The sequence below is a fragment of the Azomonas macrocytogenes genome (assembly GCF_014191985.1).
GTDB classification, from domain to species: Bacteria; Pseudomonadota; Gammaproteobacteria; order Pseudomonadales; family Pseudomonadaceae; genus Azomonas; species Azomonas macrocytogenes.
In genome coordinates this window covers 1-15,603 of sequence record NZ_JACHXI010000024.1, presented here as the reverse complement: position 1 = coordinate 15,603, position 15,603 = coordinate 1, and the positions used below count along the sequence as shown (strand labels likewise).

Here is a 15,603-nt window from a genome sequence, read left to right as displayed (position 1 = left end):
CCCGTATAGAGCGGGCTTCTCCTGGTTGACCTGCTAATAAACGCTTTTCTTGAGTAACCCGTGCTTCAAAAAACGCAATAAGCCTTTATTTGGCCCTTTTTGGGCAACTCGGCGTGCCAGTTTTTTTGCCGTTACTGCGTACCCTTAACGTGCGTTGTTGTATCCACTACGGATAAGGGGATTTACGTGAAACCACGAACTAAACTAGCGGGGTTGATAGCCTCGCTCTCGTTTGTTTCCATGGCAGCTCACGCTGAACTGATCGAATATCGGTTCACGGCTGTCGATGGAACGCAGAAAGCGCTGAAGCCTGGTACGACCTATGTCAATCCGCTCGGTACGATCACGGCGGCACTCTCGGGCGGTATCGACCGGAAAGTGCGTTTGTCCGTTCTGAACAATGTGGGGACGGTGGTGCAATCGGTCACCAGTGAGCTATTGGGAGCCACCAGCCGGATTACCGTCAACGGCACCGATTACTACGGTGCTGAGCTGTCTTTTATGGCACCCGCCGAGGGGAGCTATACCCTGAAAGCCGAGATTCTTTCGACTTCCGGGGCCGTGATGCAAAGCGAGAGTTATCCCTGGGTAGTTGATACAACCAAACCGACGGCTAACGCCTCGCTGGACTGGTCTCGATTCGCCGGACTGCCTGGCAGCATCGGGATGATTGGCGTGGGGACGGATACCCTTTTCTTGCGAGGGATTAGTGACACATCCGGGATTGATTCCGTTCAGTTCTACGGTAAGGAAAAGGCTACTGGCATCACGAAATGGCTAAATGCCTCTTACGATGACACCGCACATCAGGCCTCGGCTTTTCTGCGTGGATCTTCCTTCCTTCGATCCGTCTTTCCGACCGATGATGTTCAGTACGAACTGGGTTTCAAGCTCACAGACAAAGCGGGTAATGAAACCCTGGTTAGCCGTGACTCCTATGTGGACCACACATTCCCGGTGGGTCTTCAATACTCCGATATCTGGGACGATGTGACAGGCACCTGGATTCCTTACACGCCGGGCATGACGGTCAAACAGAATCCCACCAAAGTCCGTCTCAAGGTGCCAAAAAGTGCTCTGGCGAGCGAAAACCCCAATGGCATTGGCATTGATCCCAACACGGGACACGGCTGGGCGGTACAGATTGTGGGAGATACAGCGTACATCACCAGTACAACAACCATTCAGGCAACGTTACAGTGGGTTTATCCTAACGGGATTGATGATTCCTACTGGCGCATCGCAACCAAATCAGGGAGCTACACTGACTTCAAGCCAAGTCTTCAAATGCAGCTAAAGCCTATAACTGGCATCACGGAAGCTCCGCGGCCTTCTACTACAGCAAATGACTGGATGCTGCAGCTGCAGTTTGATGGCTCGTCTGACTGGTACAGTGGAGCCACTCAGGCAGATACCAGTCATATTTCCTATATTGGAAACTCTACGGTAATTACAGGCATACGCTTCAAATTAAATAACCCAACGACATACCCTGTCTATTTTAAAGCGGATGGTCCCAACTCACCCAGCTGTGTGATTCCAGCAGGAAGCTATTACTGTGAAGTAGCTGGCTATAATAAAGCTATTACTCCCAATATGAAAGCGGGTGCTTTTAATTGGTGGATCTATTTCGATGAAGCTGAAGGTAATGCTAGTAAAGGGACTTTCGGCTTTATTAGGGCCGGCCGATTTATATTGACCTTTGATTTTAATGAACCCCTGATTGTCGATGTCGTGAACGATGAAGCCAATAAAAGGGTAACGGGCACCTTTGAAGTGCCTTACCAGGAACTCAATTCCAGCGACTCCTGGCGGTTTGGTTTTATTTCAAGAAAAGCCACGGCAGTCAATCTCAGTACCCAACAACAATACACTCTTACCCAGATCCAAAAAGAAGACTACACGCTCTATAACAGCCGTATCACCTATAACTATTCTACGCTGCCGGATGGCACTTACAGCATCGCGCTGAGTGGGCAAGATCGTTATGGTCACACGGTGACCAGTCCCATCGAGGGGCCGGTCGTGGTTGACCGCACGGCACCGACGCTGAACGTGACCGCTGCCGCGGATATTTCCTCCCTGGATGATATTGCGATCAAGCTAGTCGACTCAGTGGACCCAACACCGAATCTGACTTCGATCAACTTGCAGGGTGGCCCGGCCGGTGAGAACGTCAACCTGTCTTGGCGCTCGCTGGGTAACGGCAACTATGCGCTGGAATACCCGATCATGTTTCCAACGCTGGCGCAGGGCGAGCAATATCGCCTCACCGTCGCAGCGGTGGACGCTCAGGGGAATTCGGTCCAGAAGACGGTGACCTTTACCTACAGCCCGCGCCAGGTGTCCGTCGGGACGGGTGAGATCTATGTGCCCTCGGTTGAACAGGATGTCGTGCATAAAAATGGGCTGCCCGTTATCCAGACGGAACCGTTGACGCTGAGCGACGGTAGCCTGGTGCAAGGCTCCTACGATGTGATCGCGACCTTGCGCTCAGACTCCGCGGTTCCCCTGGTGGTCAATGGTGTAATGCTGTCGCCGGGAGAAAGCAAGACGGTGACGTATCAGCAGAGCTTTGTGGATTCCGATGGTCGCATCAATGTTTCCGTACGCGCAGCTCAGGCAGGCCAGACGGGCGTAGCCACGCTGCTGATCAATACCACAGCGCCTAACTCACCGATTGCTGTCGCCAATATTCATCTCTGGAAGGGCGATGTGGCCTTGCAGTCCAACGCCTGGTCATTACGTCAGATCATCGATCCACTGAGTATCAGCGCCAAACCGGCCGCGGGCGTGCCGTGCCACCTGACGATGGACGATGCCAAAGCCCGGGCAGCGGATCCTCTTTCGGGACCGGTGTGTCTGATTGAGTGGACAGCAAAACCTGCTGGGGCAGAGCTGACCGAGCTGGTGAATGGCATACAGGTCGCGGGCCAGGCGGAGCAGGTGGGAGCGCAGTCTCTGGCGTATAACGCCTACCTCTATAACGGTGATGGCAGCAAGGTAAAGATTGGCCAGGGTACCCACGCGATCAACGTGACCAGTCCGCTCGGTGCGGTTGAATTGTCACCTACGAGCGATCTATCCCAGGTCCTGCGCGCGATCCAGAATGTCGATGTCCGTCTGGAACAAACAAACGGAATCAGTTGCGCGTTGACCCTGTCGGCAGACCGAGCCTTGAGCGATGCGCAGAGAAGCACAACCAGCGGCTCGGGTAAGACGTGTTTGTTCGAATGGCAACAGCTGCCGCCGGGACTGAGCCAAAACACCAAGCTGGATCAGCCGCAAGTCTCGGGTTACCTGAGCAATGTGGCGACGGAACAGCTTAAATGGCGTGTAAGTCTCTTTTCCAAAAGCGGCATTCAGGCCACCCTGGCCCAGCAGAGCGCCAATATAACAGTGGTGAATCCGCCGGCGCCGGTCATCAGCCTCGATTCGCGGCTACCGCGCAATGAAAACACCCTGGTGGTACCTGTCAGTGGCGGCTATGTGGGGGACGCGACCATTACCGGTAACGGCGCGGATCTGAATGTTCACATTGAACGTAACGGCACGGTACTGGAAGATCAAACCTTTCCGGCTAATTCAATCAGCGCAGCCACCACCCTGAAACGCCGCCTCGAAGCAGCGGCATCGAGCTTCTGGTCGAACTCGCCGGTCACGGTCAAGGTGGCCTATGCCAAGCTACCAGATGTCAGCACGCAGGCCACGTATAACCTGGTGGCAGGCTTGGCAGAGTCGGTCAAACCGTACGCGGAGATCAGTTCCACCAAAGTGCTGGGAACCGAAGCCTTGCCGGTCACGGTAAATATAAAGGATCAGTATCAGCCCACGGCTCCCTATGATGAACAGGTAATGGGAAAATGGCAGATACGCCTGCTCAATCAGGTGTCGGCCAACACCTTCAAAGAGCTGGCCCCGTATGTCGATGCCAACGGCGGCACGGCCAGCTTCAATGTCGATGTCTCCGAGGCAGACAAGACCACGCTGCGCCTTGTAGCCGAAGCTCGTCTGGTCAGTCAGTACCCCTGGTTCGAGCGAATCGTGCAGTCCAGCCAGACGGCCTATATCACCTTGCTCTATGGGGGTAGCGTGGATGGCCAACTCAATGTCCGGCGGCTGTCGGGGCCGGCACCGTTCACGGTTAATGCACGCCTGCTCATTGATGATCAATACAAAGCCCGGTCATTGGGTGACGTCACCTGGGAGGTCAGCGCCGACAATGGTCAGAGCTGGGTGCCGACCACTCCTGAACCGCGCCGTAAGATGGTGTTCCAGCAAGCGTTCAGTGCCGGCAAATACCTGTTGCGGGCTCGTATCAGCAATGTCTACTCGGGCACTGAATTCTTCACGGAAACAATGGAGCTCACCGCTTATGAAATTCCCAAGATCAAGATAACGGGGGCACCGAACCAATTCGTCGGTAGCCAGGCGACGTTCCAGGCGGCTGTCACGCTCAACGATGCACCGTTGGCGTATGATCAATCTGTCGTTGAGTGGTCCACGGATGATGGTGTCACCTATACGTCAACCGGCCCATCCCTCACCCTGACCAGTGATAAACCAACCTCCTATCGCCTGAAGGCGCGTGTACGAATGGCCAACGCACCCGCCGAGGATGCTCAGGCCTATACCACGAATCGCTTGCGCGCCAGTTTCTATGCGATCAGGCCACCGCGAGTACGCTTGAGTGGGCCGGCACGGGTCGAAGTCGGCAAATCCTATCCGATCACGGTCACACTCTATCCCCCCTATGGCGACATGCAGGAGCCCCTGGGCGGTGAGTTCACGTTGCCCAATGGCAGCGTAGTCCCCGGTACTACACTGGATTACAGTCCTACCGAGGATGACCTGACCACCGGTTCAGCGGCCATCCGCTATACCGGCTGGATCGAGGGGTTACGTGATCAGGGGGCCGAGAGTAGTGCGAGCTATACCATGCGGGTCTGGAAGTACATCTGGCCTGAATTTGCCATCAACTACCAGGCCACGGCGAATGTCGCCCCGGCAGACGTGAAACTGAGTGTGCGCAAGGTGGGTTACAGCAGCGAACTGGAGTCACCGCAATACGAGTGGCAACTGCCGGAAAGCGCGCAAAATGTGGTGATCAATGGTTCAAAAGCCACGTTAAGCCTGAATGAACCCGGCGACTATACCTTGCGAGCCAAGGTGACAGATGCCCGGGGCAACCAGGCCGTGGCCGAGTATCCGCTTTCCCTGACCCCAGCCGAGCCGTGGGTCGTGGGCATGCCATACCGCGCCAACAATGCCGATCTGCGCGAGCCCGTATCCGTGGTGCTGAAACCCGAGTTCTCCGGTGGCCATCCTCTGGACAAGATCGTTCAACGCTCTTTCACCCTAAACGGTCAGCCAATCGAGGGCACAGGCTTCTATGGGTATTACACGCTGGGGGCAGGTAATGCGCAGCTGGGAGTGCAAGCCACTACCCTGATGGGCAAAACAGTGGAAGGGCAGTTGAATCTGAGCGTGATTCCCAATCACCTTCCGACGTGCACCACGAAAGTGGAAGACACCTCCTCGAGCTGGATCGTCTATGCCAACTGTGAAGACTCCGATGGACGTGTGCGCCGTTATGAATGGATCATCAATGGCACGATCCCATCTGTCAGCGGCAAGCGTGTCAGCATTTCCAAGCGGGATGTTGCGCAAATGCCGCCGGTTTCGGTGGTGGCCATCGATGACTCGAACGGACGGTCACAGCCTGTGAGTGCTAATCCGTAACGTCACTAACCGCAGCAAGCTACAGTGCCGGGCGAGTCCCGGCATTTTTAATGGAGATAAGGAGCCTGCAGAATTCGGAAAAATCATACGCATAGCAATTTTTCCAAATTCTGTGCGCTCCTCTGTCAGTTTGAGTAGGGGAAGCCATATAATCGCTATATATTTAAAAATATTGGAATTATGACTTTCCTAGGAATGAAAATTACATGCTGATCACTCATGAAGTATCCACTGTCCGACTTACTCAGGCTCTCGCAGGTGGCCTGATAATCGGTGCGCTTGGTGGCCTGATCGGCTTGGGGGGGGCCGAATTTCGCCTACCACTGCTGATCGGCGTATTCGGTTTTGCCGCGCTGTCCGCTGTCATCCTGAACAAGGCCATGAGCCTGGTTGTCGTTGCTTCCGCTCTTCTGTTTCGCATGAAAGCGGTACCCCTGGAAGAACTCTCTGCGCATTGGCCCATTGTCGTTAACCTGCTTTCAGGCAGCCTTATCGGCGCGTGGCTGGGAGCAAGCTGGGCAATGCGAATGCGCAGCCAGACGCTTTATCGAGTCCTCGCCATCTTGTTGGTGTTTATCGCCGTGGTGCTACTGTTCGGCCATGAGCAAGGCGCAACCGAACCGTTGTTGACGGGGTGGATGCAAATGGTAGCGGGAGTAGTTAGCGGTTTTGCCATCGGCGTCATCGCTTCACTGATGGGCATTGCAGGCGGAGAGTTGCTGATCCCAACCTTGGTGTTACTGTTTGGGGCGGATGTCAAGCTGGCCGGCAGCCTTTCTCTGCTCGTGAGCTTACCAACCATGATCGTTGGCTTCACCCGCTACAGCACTGATGACAGCTTCGCGGTCCTTCGCGAGAACAAACTATTCGTCCTGGCTATGGCCACTGGCTCTCTACTGGGGGCCTGGATCGGCGCAAACCTGCTTGGCATAGTTCCAAACACACTGCTGCTGCCGATGCTGGCCCTGATTCTCGTCATCTCGTCCTTCAAGGTGTGGCGACACCAGTGAATACAATCGTGTTCAGCAACACTCGAGAAGCTACCTGAACGATAAGATAAGAGCCCCCGGCCGATAGGCAGTGGCAACGGAGGCATATTTTAAGTTGACATAGATACCTGCTGGCTCACGTCGTCTCGGCGTGTCTGGGTAAGGCGACGGAAATCAGCGCGGCCAGCAAGACAAAGGTGCTGGATACCCACAGGCAGGCTTCCAAGCCATACGCCTGGAACACCCACCCCGAGAGCAACGTACCGATCAAGCGGCCTAGTGCATTGGACATGTAGTAGAAGCCTACATCCAGCGACACGCCGTCTTCTTTCGCGTAACTGACTATCAGGTAGCTGTGCAGCGAGGAATTGACGGCGAACAGCGCGCCGAACAGCAGCAGTCCGCCGATCAGCACCGTCTGGGCAGACACTTCCGTGGTGCCCAGGCCCATGGCGATGGCCGCCGGCAGCCAGGCCAGCGACAGCGCCCAGCCGAAGGCCGCGCGGCCATCCGGCACCTGGCCACGCCGCTTGCCGGTGAGATACGGAGCGAACGACTGGACGATGCCGTAGCCAATCACCCACAGGGCCAGAAAGCCGCCAACCTGCCAGAAGTCCCAACCAAACTGGCTGGTCAGATACACCGGTAGCGCCACCACGAACCACACATCGCGTGCCCCGAAGAGAAACAACCGAGCGGCAGAGAGAACATTAATGGCTCGACTCTTCGACCAGATTTCACGGAATTTCGGCTTGCTCTTGGCCTTACCCAAATCCTTTTTCAGGAGCGCCAGACTGGCCAGCCAGATCACTGCCAATACCGCTGCCATAGCCAGTACCGCGCCGGTAAAACCCAGCCAGGCGAGCAGTGCGCCACCCAAAAAGAAGCCTACCCCCTTGAGGGCATTTTTCGAGCCGGTCAACACGGCTACCCATTTATAGAGCGTACCCTGTTGCCCATCCGTGACCAGGAGCTTGATCGAGCTCTTAGCGCTCATCTTGTTAAGATCCTTGGCAATGCCGGACAGTGCCTGCGCCGCCATCACCCAAGGCACGGTGAGCATCGTTGCCGGTACGGTAAGCATTAATAGCGCGACCACCTGCAAGCCTAGGCCAATGTTCATGGTGCGATTGAGACCCAGGTGCGCCCCCAGCCAACCGCCGACCAGATTAGTGACCACGCCGAAAAATTCGTAGAAGACGAACAGCAGAGCAATTTCCAATGGGCTGTAGCCAAGCTCATGGAAGTGCAGCACCACCAGCATGCGCAAAGCACCGTCGGTGAGCGTGAAGGCCCAATAATTGCCGGTAACCAGCAGGTACTGGCGGATCTCCGGGGCAAGTTTCGACAGCATGTGCATATCAGCTCCTGCTTGCACGTCAGTTGGCCAAACCGACCAATCGCGCCAGTTCCACGGCACGGTTGGCATAACCCCATTCGTTGTCGTACCAGGCATAAAGCTTCACCTGAGTGCCGTTGACTACCATAGTCGACAGTGCATCGACGATGGACGAACGTGGATCGGTACGGTAATCGACGGATACCAACGGCCGCTCTTCATAGCCGAGAATGCCCTTGAGTTCACCGGCAGCAGCTTCCTTAAGGAGTTGGTTGACCTCCTCCACGCTAGTGGCACGCTTTACTTCGAATACGCAATCGGTCAGCGAAGCGTTAGCCAGTGGCACTCGCACGGCGTGGCCGTTCAGGCGACCGCGCAATTCTGGAAAGATTTCGGCGATAGCTGTGGCTGAACCGGTGGTAGTGGGGATCAGACTCATCCCCGAGGCGCGGGCGCGCCGTAGGTCCTTGTGTGGCTGGTCGAGAATGCTCTGGGTATTGGTCAGATCGTGGATAGTGGTAATTGCACCGTGACGAATACCCAGATTCTCGTGGATCACCTTGACCAACGGCGCCAGACAGTTAGTGGTGCAGGAGGCAGCAGTGACGATGCGATGCTCTGCGGGGTTGAAGCGCCAATCGTTCACTCCCATCACCACGTTGAGCACACCTGGCTCCTTGACCGGTGCACTGACCACTACGCGCTTCACGCCAAGCCCCAGATAAGCTTGCAGCAGGGCAACCTTGGTCATCTTGCCACTGGCCTCGATCACCACATCACAGCCCGACCAGTCGGTGTCGGCGATAGCTCGGTTGGTGGTGACCCGAATGCGCTTGCCGTCGATTACCACACCGTCACCGTCAGCGTTGGCTTCGTGCTGCCAGCGGCCATGCACCGAGTCGAAGTTAAGCAGATGGGCATGGGTCGCCGCATCGCCTGCCGGATCGTTGATCTGCACGAACTCCAGTTCTGGCCAGCCCCAGGCGGCGCGCAGGGCTAGGCGTCCGATACGGCCAAAGCCATTGATGCCCACTTTGATGGTCATGGTGTCGTTTCCAAAATTGATTGGGGTCATTTGACGTCGAATTGTCCAATCCAGGCCATGTGGACTGAGTTCTGGATGGATCGAGGCCGCAGCGCTTGCACTTGCGCAATGGCCTCGGCGGGTGGCACGCCGCACGTGATCAGGATGCGCGCAGCGATCAAACCGGTACGCCCGGAGCCCCCCTTGCAATGGATGGCCGGGCTGCGTCCTTCGTCGAGTAGCTGGTGGATACGTGGCCATGCTGCCGCCCAGGCGGCGTCGAAGGCCGCTTCCGGTTCCTGCTCATCGGCCACCGGCAAGTGGAACCATTCCAGATTGCGGTGGGCACAACGTTCCGGTAAGTCGACGATCTGGTTCTGGTTTAACTCCTCCTGCGGCATCAGCGTGATCAGCGCTTCGGCACCGGCTGCCTGCAGGGTATCCAGAGCACTGTCGAGGCTGGTGTCCTTGAGTCCTGGGCAGGGGGTGAAAATCAGGCGGCCCGAGCGGCCGGGTACGTCGAGAATGTCATAGGGGTGCGGCACGATGCGTGCTCCTTGCGTTTCCGGATTTCAAATAGCGCGCTGATTGACGCGACGAGACAATTCTTCGGCCGACTCTTTACGTTCGGAGTAACGGTCGACCAGATAGTCGGACCGGTCGCGCAGCAACAGGGTGAACTTGACCAGTTCCTCCATCACGTCCACCACCCGGTCGTAATAGGCCGAGGGTTTCATGCGTCCAACCTCGTCAAATTCCAGAAAGGCCTTGGCCACCGAGGATTGGTTGGGGATAGCGAACATGCGCATCCAACGACCGAGCACACGCATCTGGTTCACTGCATTGAACGACTGCGAACCACCGCACACTTGCATCAGCGCCAGGGTCTTGCCCTGAGTCGGACGGATCGCGCCCATGCTCAGCGGAATCCAGTCGATCTGCGCTTTGAACACTGCGCTCATGGCACCATGCCGTTCCGGCGAGCACCACACCTGGCCTTCCGACCAGAGCACCAGATCGAGCAGTTCCTGCACCTTGGGATGGGTGTCCGGTACATCGTCCGGTAGCGGTAGGCCGGAAGGATCGAAAATGCGCGTCTCGGCACCAAAGTGCTCGAGTAGACGAGCCGCTTCCCGCACGAGCAGGCGGCTGTAGGAACGCTCGCGGTTGGAGCCGTAGAGCAGCAGAATGCGTGGCTTGTGTTCCGACTGCGACGGCAAGCCGAGCTTGTCCGAGGTCGGTAGGTCGACCAGCTCGCTAACCAGGTTGGGGATATGATCGTTGAGCATGATTACTCCTGTGCGAGAGTGCTTTCGTGCTGATCGAACCAACGGCGTTTGAGCCAGAAGGCCACGCTGACCAGGGAAATCAGTACGGGAACTTCCACCAGCGGACCGATGACGGTCGCAAAGGCCACCGGTGAAGCCAAGCCGAAGGTCGCGATGGCCACGGCAATGGCCAGTTCGAAATTGTTGCTGGCAGCCGTGAATGCCAGTGCAGTGATGCGCGGATAGTCTGCCTCGAGAAACTTGCCCATCCAGAAGCTGACAAAGAACATCAGCACGAAATAAATGCTCAGCGGGATAGCGATGCGTAGAACATCGAACGGTAGTTGTAGCACCATGTCGCCCTTGAGGCTAAACATCGCGACGATGGTCAACAGCAATGCAATCAAGGTCAGCGGACTGATCTTCGGAATAAAATGCTCCTGATACCAAGCTTCACCTTTGCGGGCAATTAGCAACTTGCGCGTCAGGAATCCAGCCAGGAATGGGATGCCCAGGTAGATCAGTACCGACCCGGCGATGTCGAGGAAGCTAGTCTTGATCACACTGCCTTCAAGGCCGAATAATGGCGGCAGCAGGCCGAGGAAGATCCAGGCGTACACGCTGAAAAACAGGATTTGAAAGATACTGTTGAAGGCCACCAGACCCGCGACATACTGGTTATTACCCCCGGCGATCTGATTCCACACCAGCACCATAGCGATACAGCGTGCCAGGCCGATCAAGATCAGGCCAGTCATGTATTCCGGTTTGTCCGCAAGAAAAACAATAGCCAACACGAACATCAGCAGCGGACCGATTACCCAGTTTTGGATCAGCGACAAGGCCAGAAGGCGCTTATCGGAAAAGACTTGATGCAACTCTTCGTATTTCACCTTGGCCAGTGGCGGGTACATCATCACGATCAGGCCGATGGCAATGGGAATATTGGTCGAGCCCACGGACAGGCTGTTCAGCCAGCCCGGCAGGCCTTCGAACAGGCTGCCCAGGCCGACGCCCAGCGCCATGGCCAGAAAAATCCAGATCGTCAGGTAACGATCCAGAAAGGAAAGACGGCTTTTGCTCATCGTCATACCTCCTGTTGTCAGAGCGTGCCGATCAGGGCCAGCTCCGTCTTGAGTTGTTCCGCACTCAACTGATCGAAGGGAAATGCCAAGAAAGCTTGGATACGGGTTTGAATCTGCTTCAGGGTGACCTTGATCGCCGTCCCGAAGAACACTGGGCAGGCCTCGCCGGCAGCCTTGTCGCACACGCTAATAACAAAGTTCGGATTTAAAACTGTATGAGCATCGCTGGACTTGCTGTACAGACCTTCGGTGGAAATTCCAGCCTTCTCCAGTGCCTTCAGGCTCTGCGGGTGCACTTCTCCTTTAGGCTGACTGCCGGCGCTGTAAGCCCGCCTTCCTGGCGGAGCCAGATGATTGAACACAGCCTCGCAGAGGATGCTGCGGCAGCTGTTGGCGGTGCAGAGAAATAGAACTTTCATCGGATTGTCTCGTTGGGACCGAAGGCGGCCCGGATGGTCTTGAGGTCAACAGCAGATAGCCGCCCGCTCAGGGCGGTCACCCATGCTTTCGAGGCGTTTCAAATCAGGGCTGAGCCAGTGCTTATTGGTGTCCAGCACGGTCTGCAAAACCTTGGTAACCCAATCCGGCAGCTTGGGGTGCAAGCGGTAGTACACCCACTGTCCTTGGCGGCGATCCTCCAGTAATCCGCAGGTGCGCAGTTGCGCCAGGTGCCGGGAAATCTTCGGCTGGCTTTCATCCAGCGCACAGGTCAGCTCGCAAACGCAGAGTTCTTCCTCGCGAGTGATGAGCAGTATCAGGCGAATACGGGTTTCATCAGCCAGACATTTGAATACGATGGGGAGGGTCAGGTGGTCAGTCATGTCGGCCTCAGCGTCTGGTTTTCGCCAAAACGAACAACTTGATGCGTTCGTGGATCTCGTGAAGGGTGTGGCGAAATGCATTGGGTCTATCGCTGGTCACCGGGTCTTCGAAATCCCAAGCCATAACTTCACCAGCCCCAGGAAGTGCATGACATTCCGATGCCGACTTATCGCACAGGGTAATGACGTATTCGAACCGCTCCCCGGCAAACTCATCGATCGCTTTACTGCGCAACCCTTCCGTGCTGACTCCGAGGTGCTGTAATACCTCATAGGTGTTCGGATCGATTGCGCTCGGCGCTGTACCGGCACTGAACGCTTCGAAGTGCTCGGGATCGGTATGACGCAGCAGCGCCTCAGCTAACTGGGAGCGGGCCGCGTTGGCAACGCAGACGAAGAGCACGCGAGTCTTATCGCTCATGGCGGAGCCTCAAATAATATACGTATTTATGAATATACGACTATCCATATATTTAGTAAAGAATTTGAGAGCAGCCACATGCCTTCTGTCTTCACAGGATAGACTCAGTCCGCTGATCGCCCCTTTCAACAGCAATAATGCCGCTTTCCTGAAAGGGAACATGTGATTCGTCAACAGTCAGTTGCAGAAAGATTAACGTACGATTACCGCTGAAGCTCAGCCAGACGCGGCAGCGCTTCGCGCAACCAGCGCGGATTCTCGATCTGATGGCCATCATCCAGATTGGCCCAGTGGACAAGCCCGACCACATATAGTTGATCACAGGGATCACATGACGTAATGAGCCATGTTTGGCTTTTGGTAAAGTGCCATTATCCTGTACGTTAATCTCAATACTGGATAGCAGTACAATGGCGAAATTTTTAAATACCAGCGCGACTAATTATTTTCTTGAGGAATTGATCAAAGGTGCTCGCGAGCAGTTGATTCTGATTAGCCCATTTTTAAAACTTAACGACCGCATTCGAGAACTTCTCGAAGATAAAAATCGGCTGAAAATTGATGTCAGAATTGTCTATGGCAAAAGCGAACTGCATCCAGACGAGATTAATTGGCTAAAAAACCTGACGTTCATTCGTACCAGTTTCTGCAAGAATTTACATGCAAAATGCTATTTAAACGAAGAAGCCTGCATTATTAGCAGTCATGAATCTTTATGAGTTCTCTCAAGTAAATAACAACGAAATGGGAGTATTCCTATCGCGTGAATCGGATGGTGAAACCTATCGTGAAGCATACGAAGAGGCGCAACGCCTTATTCGGGTAAGCGATGAGGTAAGAATCGCCATGGAAAAAGTAGCAAGAGATGATAGCCCCTCCCAAGCTCACGATGACCAACCGTCCGATCTTTCCTCTACACCTGGCCAGATGGCAAAACTCACCACTGCAAAGTTTGCAGCTGCATGGGGTATCAAAACTGCCGAACTGACAGAGCGTTTGGTTGCTGCAGGCTTGCTTGAGCTCAAAGGCCAACTTCTTTACTTGACGGACAAAGGCAAAGAGGTGGGGGGTGAGTTTCGCAAAGGTGCCAGTGGGTTTTATTTCCTGTGGCTCGCGAATCTTCAATTGGAAACGGGTGTTTAGATAAGTATCGAATTCAAGAGAAAACGTTCAACCTGAATGCTTGCCTCGGTTGTTGCAGGATGAGCTAGGTTGAACGCTGGGAGTACGATTCAATCAAGATCCTCGATCTTGGCCAACTTTTTTAGAAGCCTGGATCGAACCAAATGGAAGCCAAGAGGACCACCTCGCTTGTGCGCAGTTTATCTGCCAGGAAAATTGCTGGCAGATTCCAGCATTTGCTGCAAGGCAACGCCGGCGCCTTCCAAGCCCGGATATTCGGCTGTTACCAGCCAGACTGGCACACCTTTGAGGTAATGACTCATGCTGCCCTTGCTGCACAGGCTGTCAGCGAAGCCACTAGATTGGAAAAAGGTTGCAAAGCGCGGAATTACACCACCGACGATATACACGCCCCCGCGAGTCCCCATGGTCAATACATTATTGCCTGTAACGCGCCCGAGCCAGATGCAGAATAAACTCAGAACCTCCTCTGCAACTGGGTCTCCGGCCAGAGCTGCAGCGCTGATCTCGGCAGGTGTGCTCAATTGCGGAACATGCTTATCCAAAGCGCAAATAGAACGGTAGAGTCGTGTCAAACCGCTGCCACTGAGAATATCTTCGGCCCGCACATGGCCAAGTTCACCGAAAAGCTGCTGCCATAATGCCGCTTCACGCAGACTGCCAATGGGTAGATCGACATGTCCGCCTTCACCGGACAGAACCCTCCATTGGTCTTTGTCATCAGGCAGCAGAGTACTGACACCCAAACCCGTACCCGGACCTATTACCAGCGATGGGCTGCCAGATTCCGCCGCGCCAGGACAAATCTGAATGCGCTCACTTTCACGCAAGCGTGTCATACCCAGCGCCATAGCGGTGAAGTCATTAATCAATAAGAGATTATCCAGCTCCAATGCCTGGCGAAAAGCAGTGCGGTTCAGGGTCCAGTGATTGTTAGTGAAACGAAAATTCTCGCCCGACACTGGACCAGCACAGCCCAAACACAGGTTAGAGAGTGTGTCTGGGGCCAATCCGAGGGAGGATAAGTAATGCCCGATCGCCAACTCCGGACTGGCAAAATCGGCAGCAGCCAGTGTTTTCACTGACTTTATCTGTCCATTGTTCCACAGAGCGAAGCGCGCATTAGTGCCCCCGATGTCGCCAACCAATGCCAATTTCATTTCAGCTCCTCCGGCAGTGGATACCAAAATCCTTCTCCAGAAGAAACACTCGGTTTCTTCGATAAGCCAGTATGGAGTGTGTTATAGATAAAACTATTGCTTCGATTAATACTGTTAAAAACGATGAAGTTCAAAAATTTTGAAGTGACCAGCATGGTTCCAGCTCCTTGTTTTTATGATTAACACTTGAAATAACAAGCTATTACTACTATGTTTGTGGATCTTTCTACCAAATCAAAAATTACAAAGGCAAACTATGTGGCAAATCTTTGTAGAGAGAGTAGCTGCTAAAGTAGGTCACTCAGCGAATGGATGAATACCTAGCGCGTATATATGTTAACGTTAACAGTAAAACCATAATAATAAGATCGTTAGATGGCGGTTTGAATTACCAAGATTGGCGATCCACGATGGGACAATTGATCCTGTGAATAAAGGGTTCATTCCGATTTTCGATCAAATGTTGTGCGGCCTGGCGACCCATTTCGTAATAAGGAAGTTGCACGGTGGTCAGTAGTGGATAGAACAGCTCGGCAACGCCTACCATGTTGTCGTAGCCGAGTATTGCTATATCGGCAGGAATACGCAGGCCACGGCTGAGCAGGTATTGG

Annotated in this window: 14 protein-coding genes; 4 read left to right on the top strand and 10 right to left on the bottom strand. The window is 54.6% G+C overall.

The features are described 5' to 3' along the window. The first annotated feature begins 186 nt into the window (after nucleotides 1-186). Together FHR87_RS16900 and FHR87_RS16895 are read left to right on the top strand one after the other, a co-directional pair. A complete protein-coding gene (locus FHR87_RS16900) occupies nucleotides 187-5,742 on the top strand; it encodes an Ig-like domain-containing protein (RefSeq protein WP_183167914.1) in 5,556 nt (1,851 codons plus the stop codon). Between the two features lie 206 nt (nucleotides 5,743-5,948). Beyond that, the gene (locus tag FHR87_RS16895; protein ID WP_183167913.1) at nucleotides 5,949-6,752 is read left to right on the top strand and encodes a sulfite exporter TauE/SafE family protein; all 804 of its coding nucleotides are present in this window, start codon (nucleotides 5,949-5,951) and stop codon (nucleotides 6,750-6,752) included. A gap of 115 nt (nucleotides 6,753-6,867) precedes the next feature. On the opposite strand, the gene arsJ is transcribed toward FHR87_RS16895, so the two are convergent. Genes arsJ through FHR87_RS16855 form a run of 8 tightly spaced genes read right to left on the bottom strand, consistent with a single transcriptional unit; the run spans nucleotide 6,868 to nucleotide 12,689 of the window. After that, nucleotides 6,868-8,091 (bottom strand): organoarsenical effux MFS transporter ArsJ, encoded by a 1,224-nt coding sequence (gene arsJ / locus FHR87_RS16890; RefSeq protein ID WP_183167912.1) that lies wholly within the window; start codon nucleotides 8,089-8,091, stop codon nucleotides 6,868-6,870. Between the two features lie 19 nt (nucleotides 8,092-8,110). Further along, complete coding sequence (locus tag FHR87_RS16885) at nucleotides 8,111-9,115, bottom strand: ArsJ-associated glyceraldehyde-3-phosphate dehydrogenase (protein WP_183167911.1); 1,005 nt, start codon at nucleotides 9,113-9,115, stop codon at nucleotides 8,111-8,113. 26 nt (nucleotides 9,116-9,141) lie between these two features. After that, complete coding sequence (locus tag FHR87_RS16880; protein ID WP_183167910.1) at nucleotides 9,142-9,639, bottom strand: phosphatase domain-containing protein; 498 nt, start codon at nucleotides 9,637-9,639, stop codon at nucleotides 9,142-9,144. Between the two features lie 27 nt (nucleotides 9,640-9,666). After that, nucleotides 9,667-10,383: an arsenical resistance protein ArsH gene (gene arsH / locus FHR87_RS16875; RefSeq protein WP_183167909.1), complete on the bottom strand. Its 717-nt coding sequence runs from the start codon at nucleotides 10,381-10,383 to the stop codon at nucleotides 9,667-9,669. Nucleotides 10,384-10,385: 2 nt separating this feature from the next. Further along, complete coding sequence (arsB, locus tag FHR87_RS16870) at nucleotides 10,386-11,447, bottom strand: ACR3 family arsenite efflux transporter (protein ID WP_183167908.1); 1,062 nt, start codon at nucleotides 11,445-11,447, stop codon at nucleotides 10,386-10,388. Nucleotides 11,448-11,464: 17 nt separating this feature from the next. After that, on the bottom strand, nucleotides 11,465-11,866 hold the full coding sequence (locus tag FHR87_RS16865; protein WP_183167907.1) for an arsenate reductase ArsC: 402 nt from the start codon (nucleotides 11,864-11,866) through the stop codon (nucleotides 11,465-11,467). A 45-nt stretch (nucleotides 11,867-11,911) separates the two neighbouring features. Beyond that, nucleotides 11,912-12,268, bottom strand: coding sequence for a metalloregulator ArsR/SmtB family transcription factor (locus FHR87_RS16860; RefSeq protein WP_183167906.1), 357 nt, complete (start codon nucleotides 12,266-12,268; stop codon nucleotides 11,912-11,914). A 7-nt stretch (nucleotides 12,269-12,275) separates the two neighbouring features. After that, nucleotides 12,276-12,689, bottom strand: a complete 414-nt coding sequence (locus FHR87_RS16855) for an arsenate reductase ArsC (RefSeq protein WP_183167905.1) — start codon at nucleotides 12,687-12,689, stop codon at nucleotides 12,276-12,278. A 410-nt stretch (nucleotides 12,690-13,099) separates the two neighbouring features. On the opposite strand from FHR87_RS16855, the gene FHR87_RS19325 reads away from it, so the two are divergent. Continuing rightward, nucleotides 13,100-13,408, top strand: coding sequence for a phospholipase D family protein (locus tag FHR87_RS19325; protein ID WP_246336081.1), 309 nt, complete (start codon nucleotides 13,100-13,102; stop codon nucleotides 13,406-13,408). Beyond that, complete coding sequence (locus tag FHR87_RS19320) at nucleotides 13,395-13,832, top strand: hypothetical protein (protein ID WP_246336080.1); 438 nt, start codon at nucleotides 13,395-13,397, stop codon at nucleotides 13,830-13,832. Before FHR87_RS19325 ends, FHR87_RS19320 begins: the two co-directional genes overlap by 14 nt. 179 nt (nucleotides 13,833-14,011) lie before the next feature. On the opposite strand, the gene FHR87_RS16845 is transcribed toward FHR87_RS19320, so the two are convergent. Then, on the bottom strand, nucleotides 14,012-14,992 hold the full coding sequence (locus FHR87_RS16845; protein ID WP_183167904.1) for a glucokinase: 981 nt from the start codon (nucleotides 14,990-14,992) through the stop codon (nucleotides 14,012-14,014). Between the two features lie 388 nt (nucleotides 14,993-15,380). Then, nucleotides 15,381-15,603, bottom strand: a 223-nt coding sequence (locus FHR87_RS16840) for a substrate-binding domain-containing protein (protein WP_183167903.1), incomplete at its 5' end; no start/stop codon positions are given.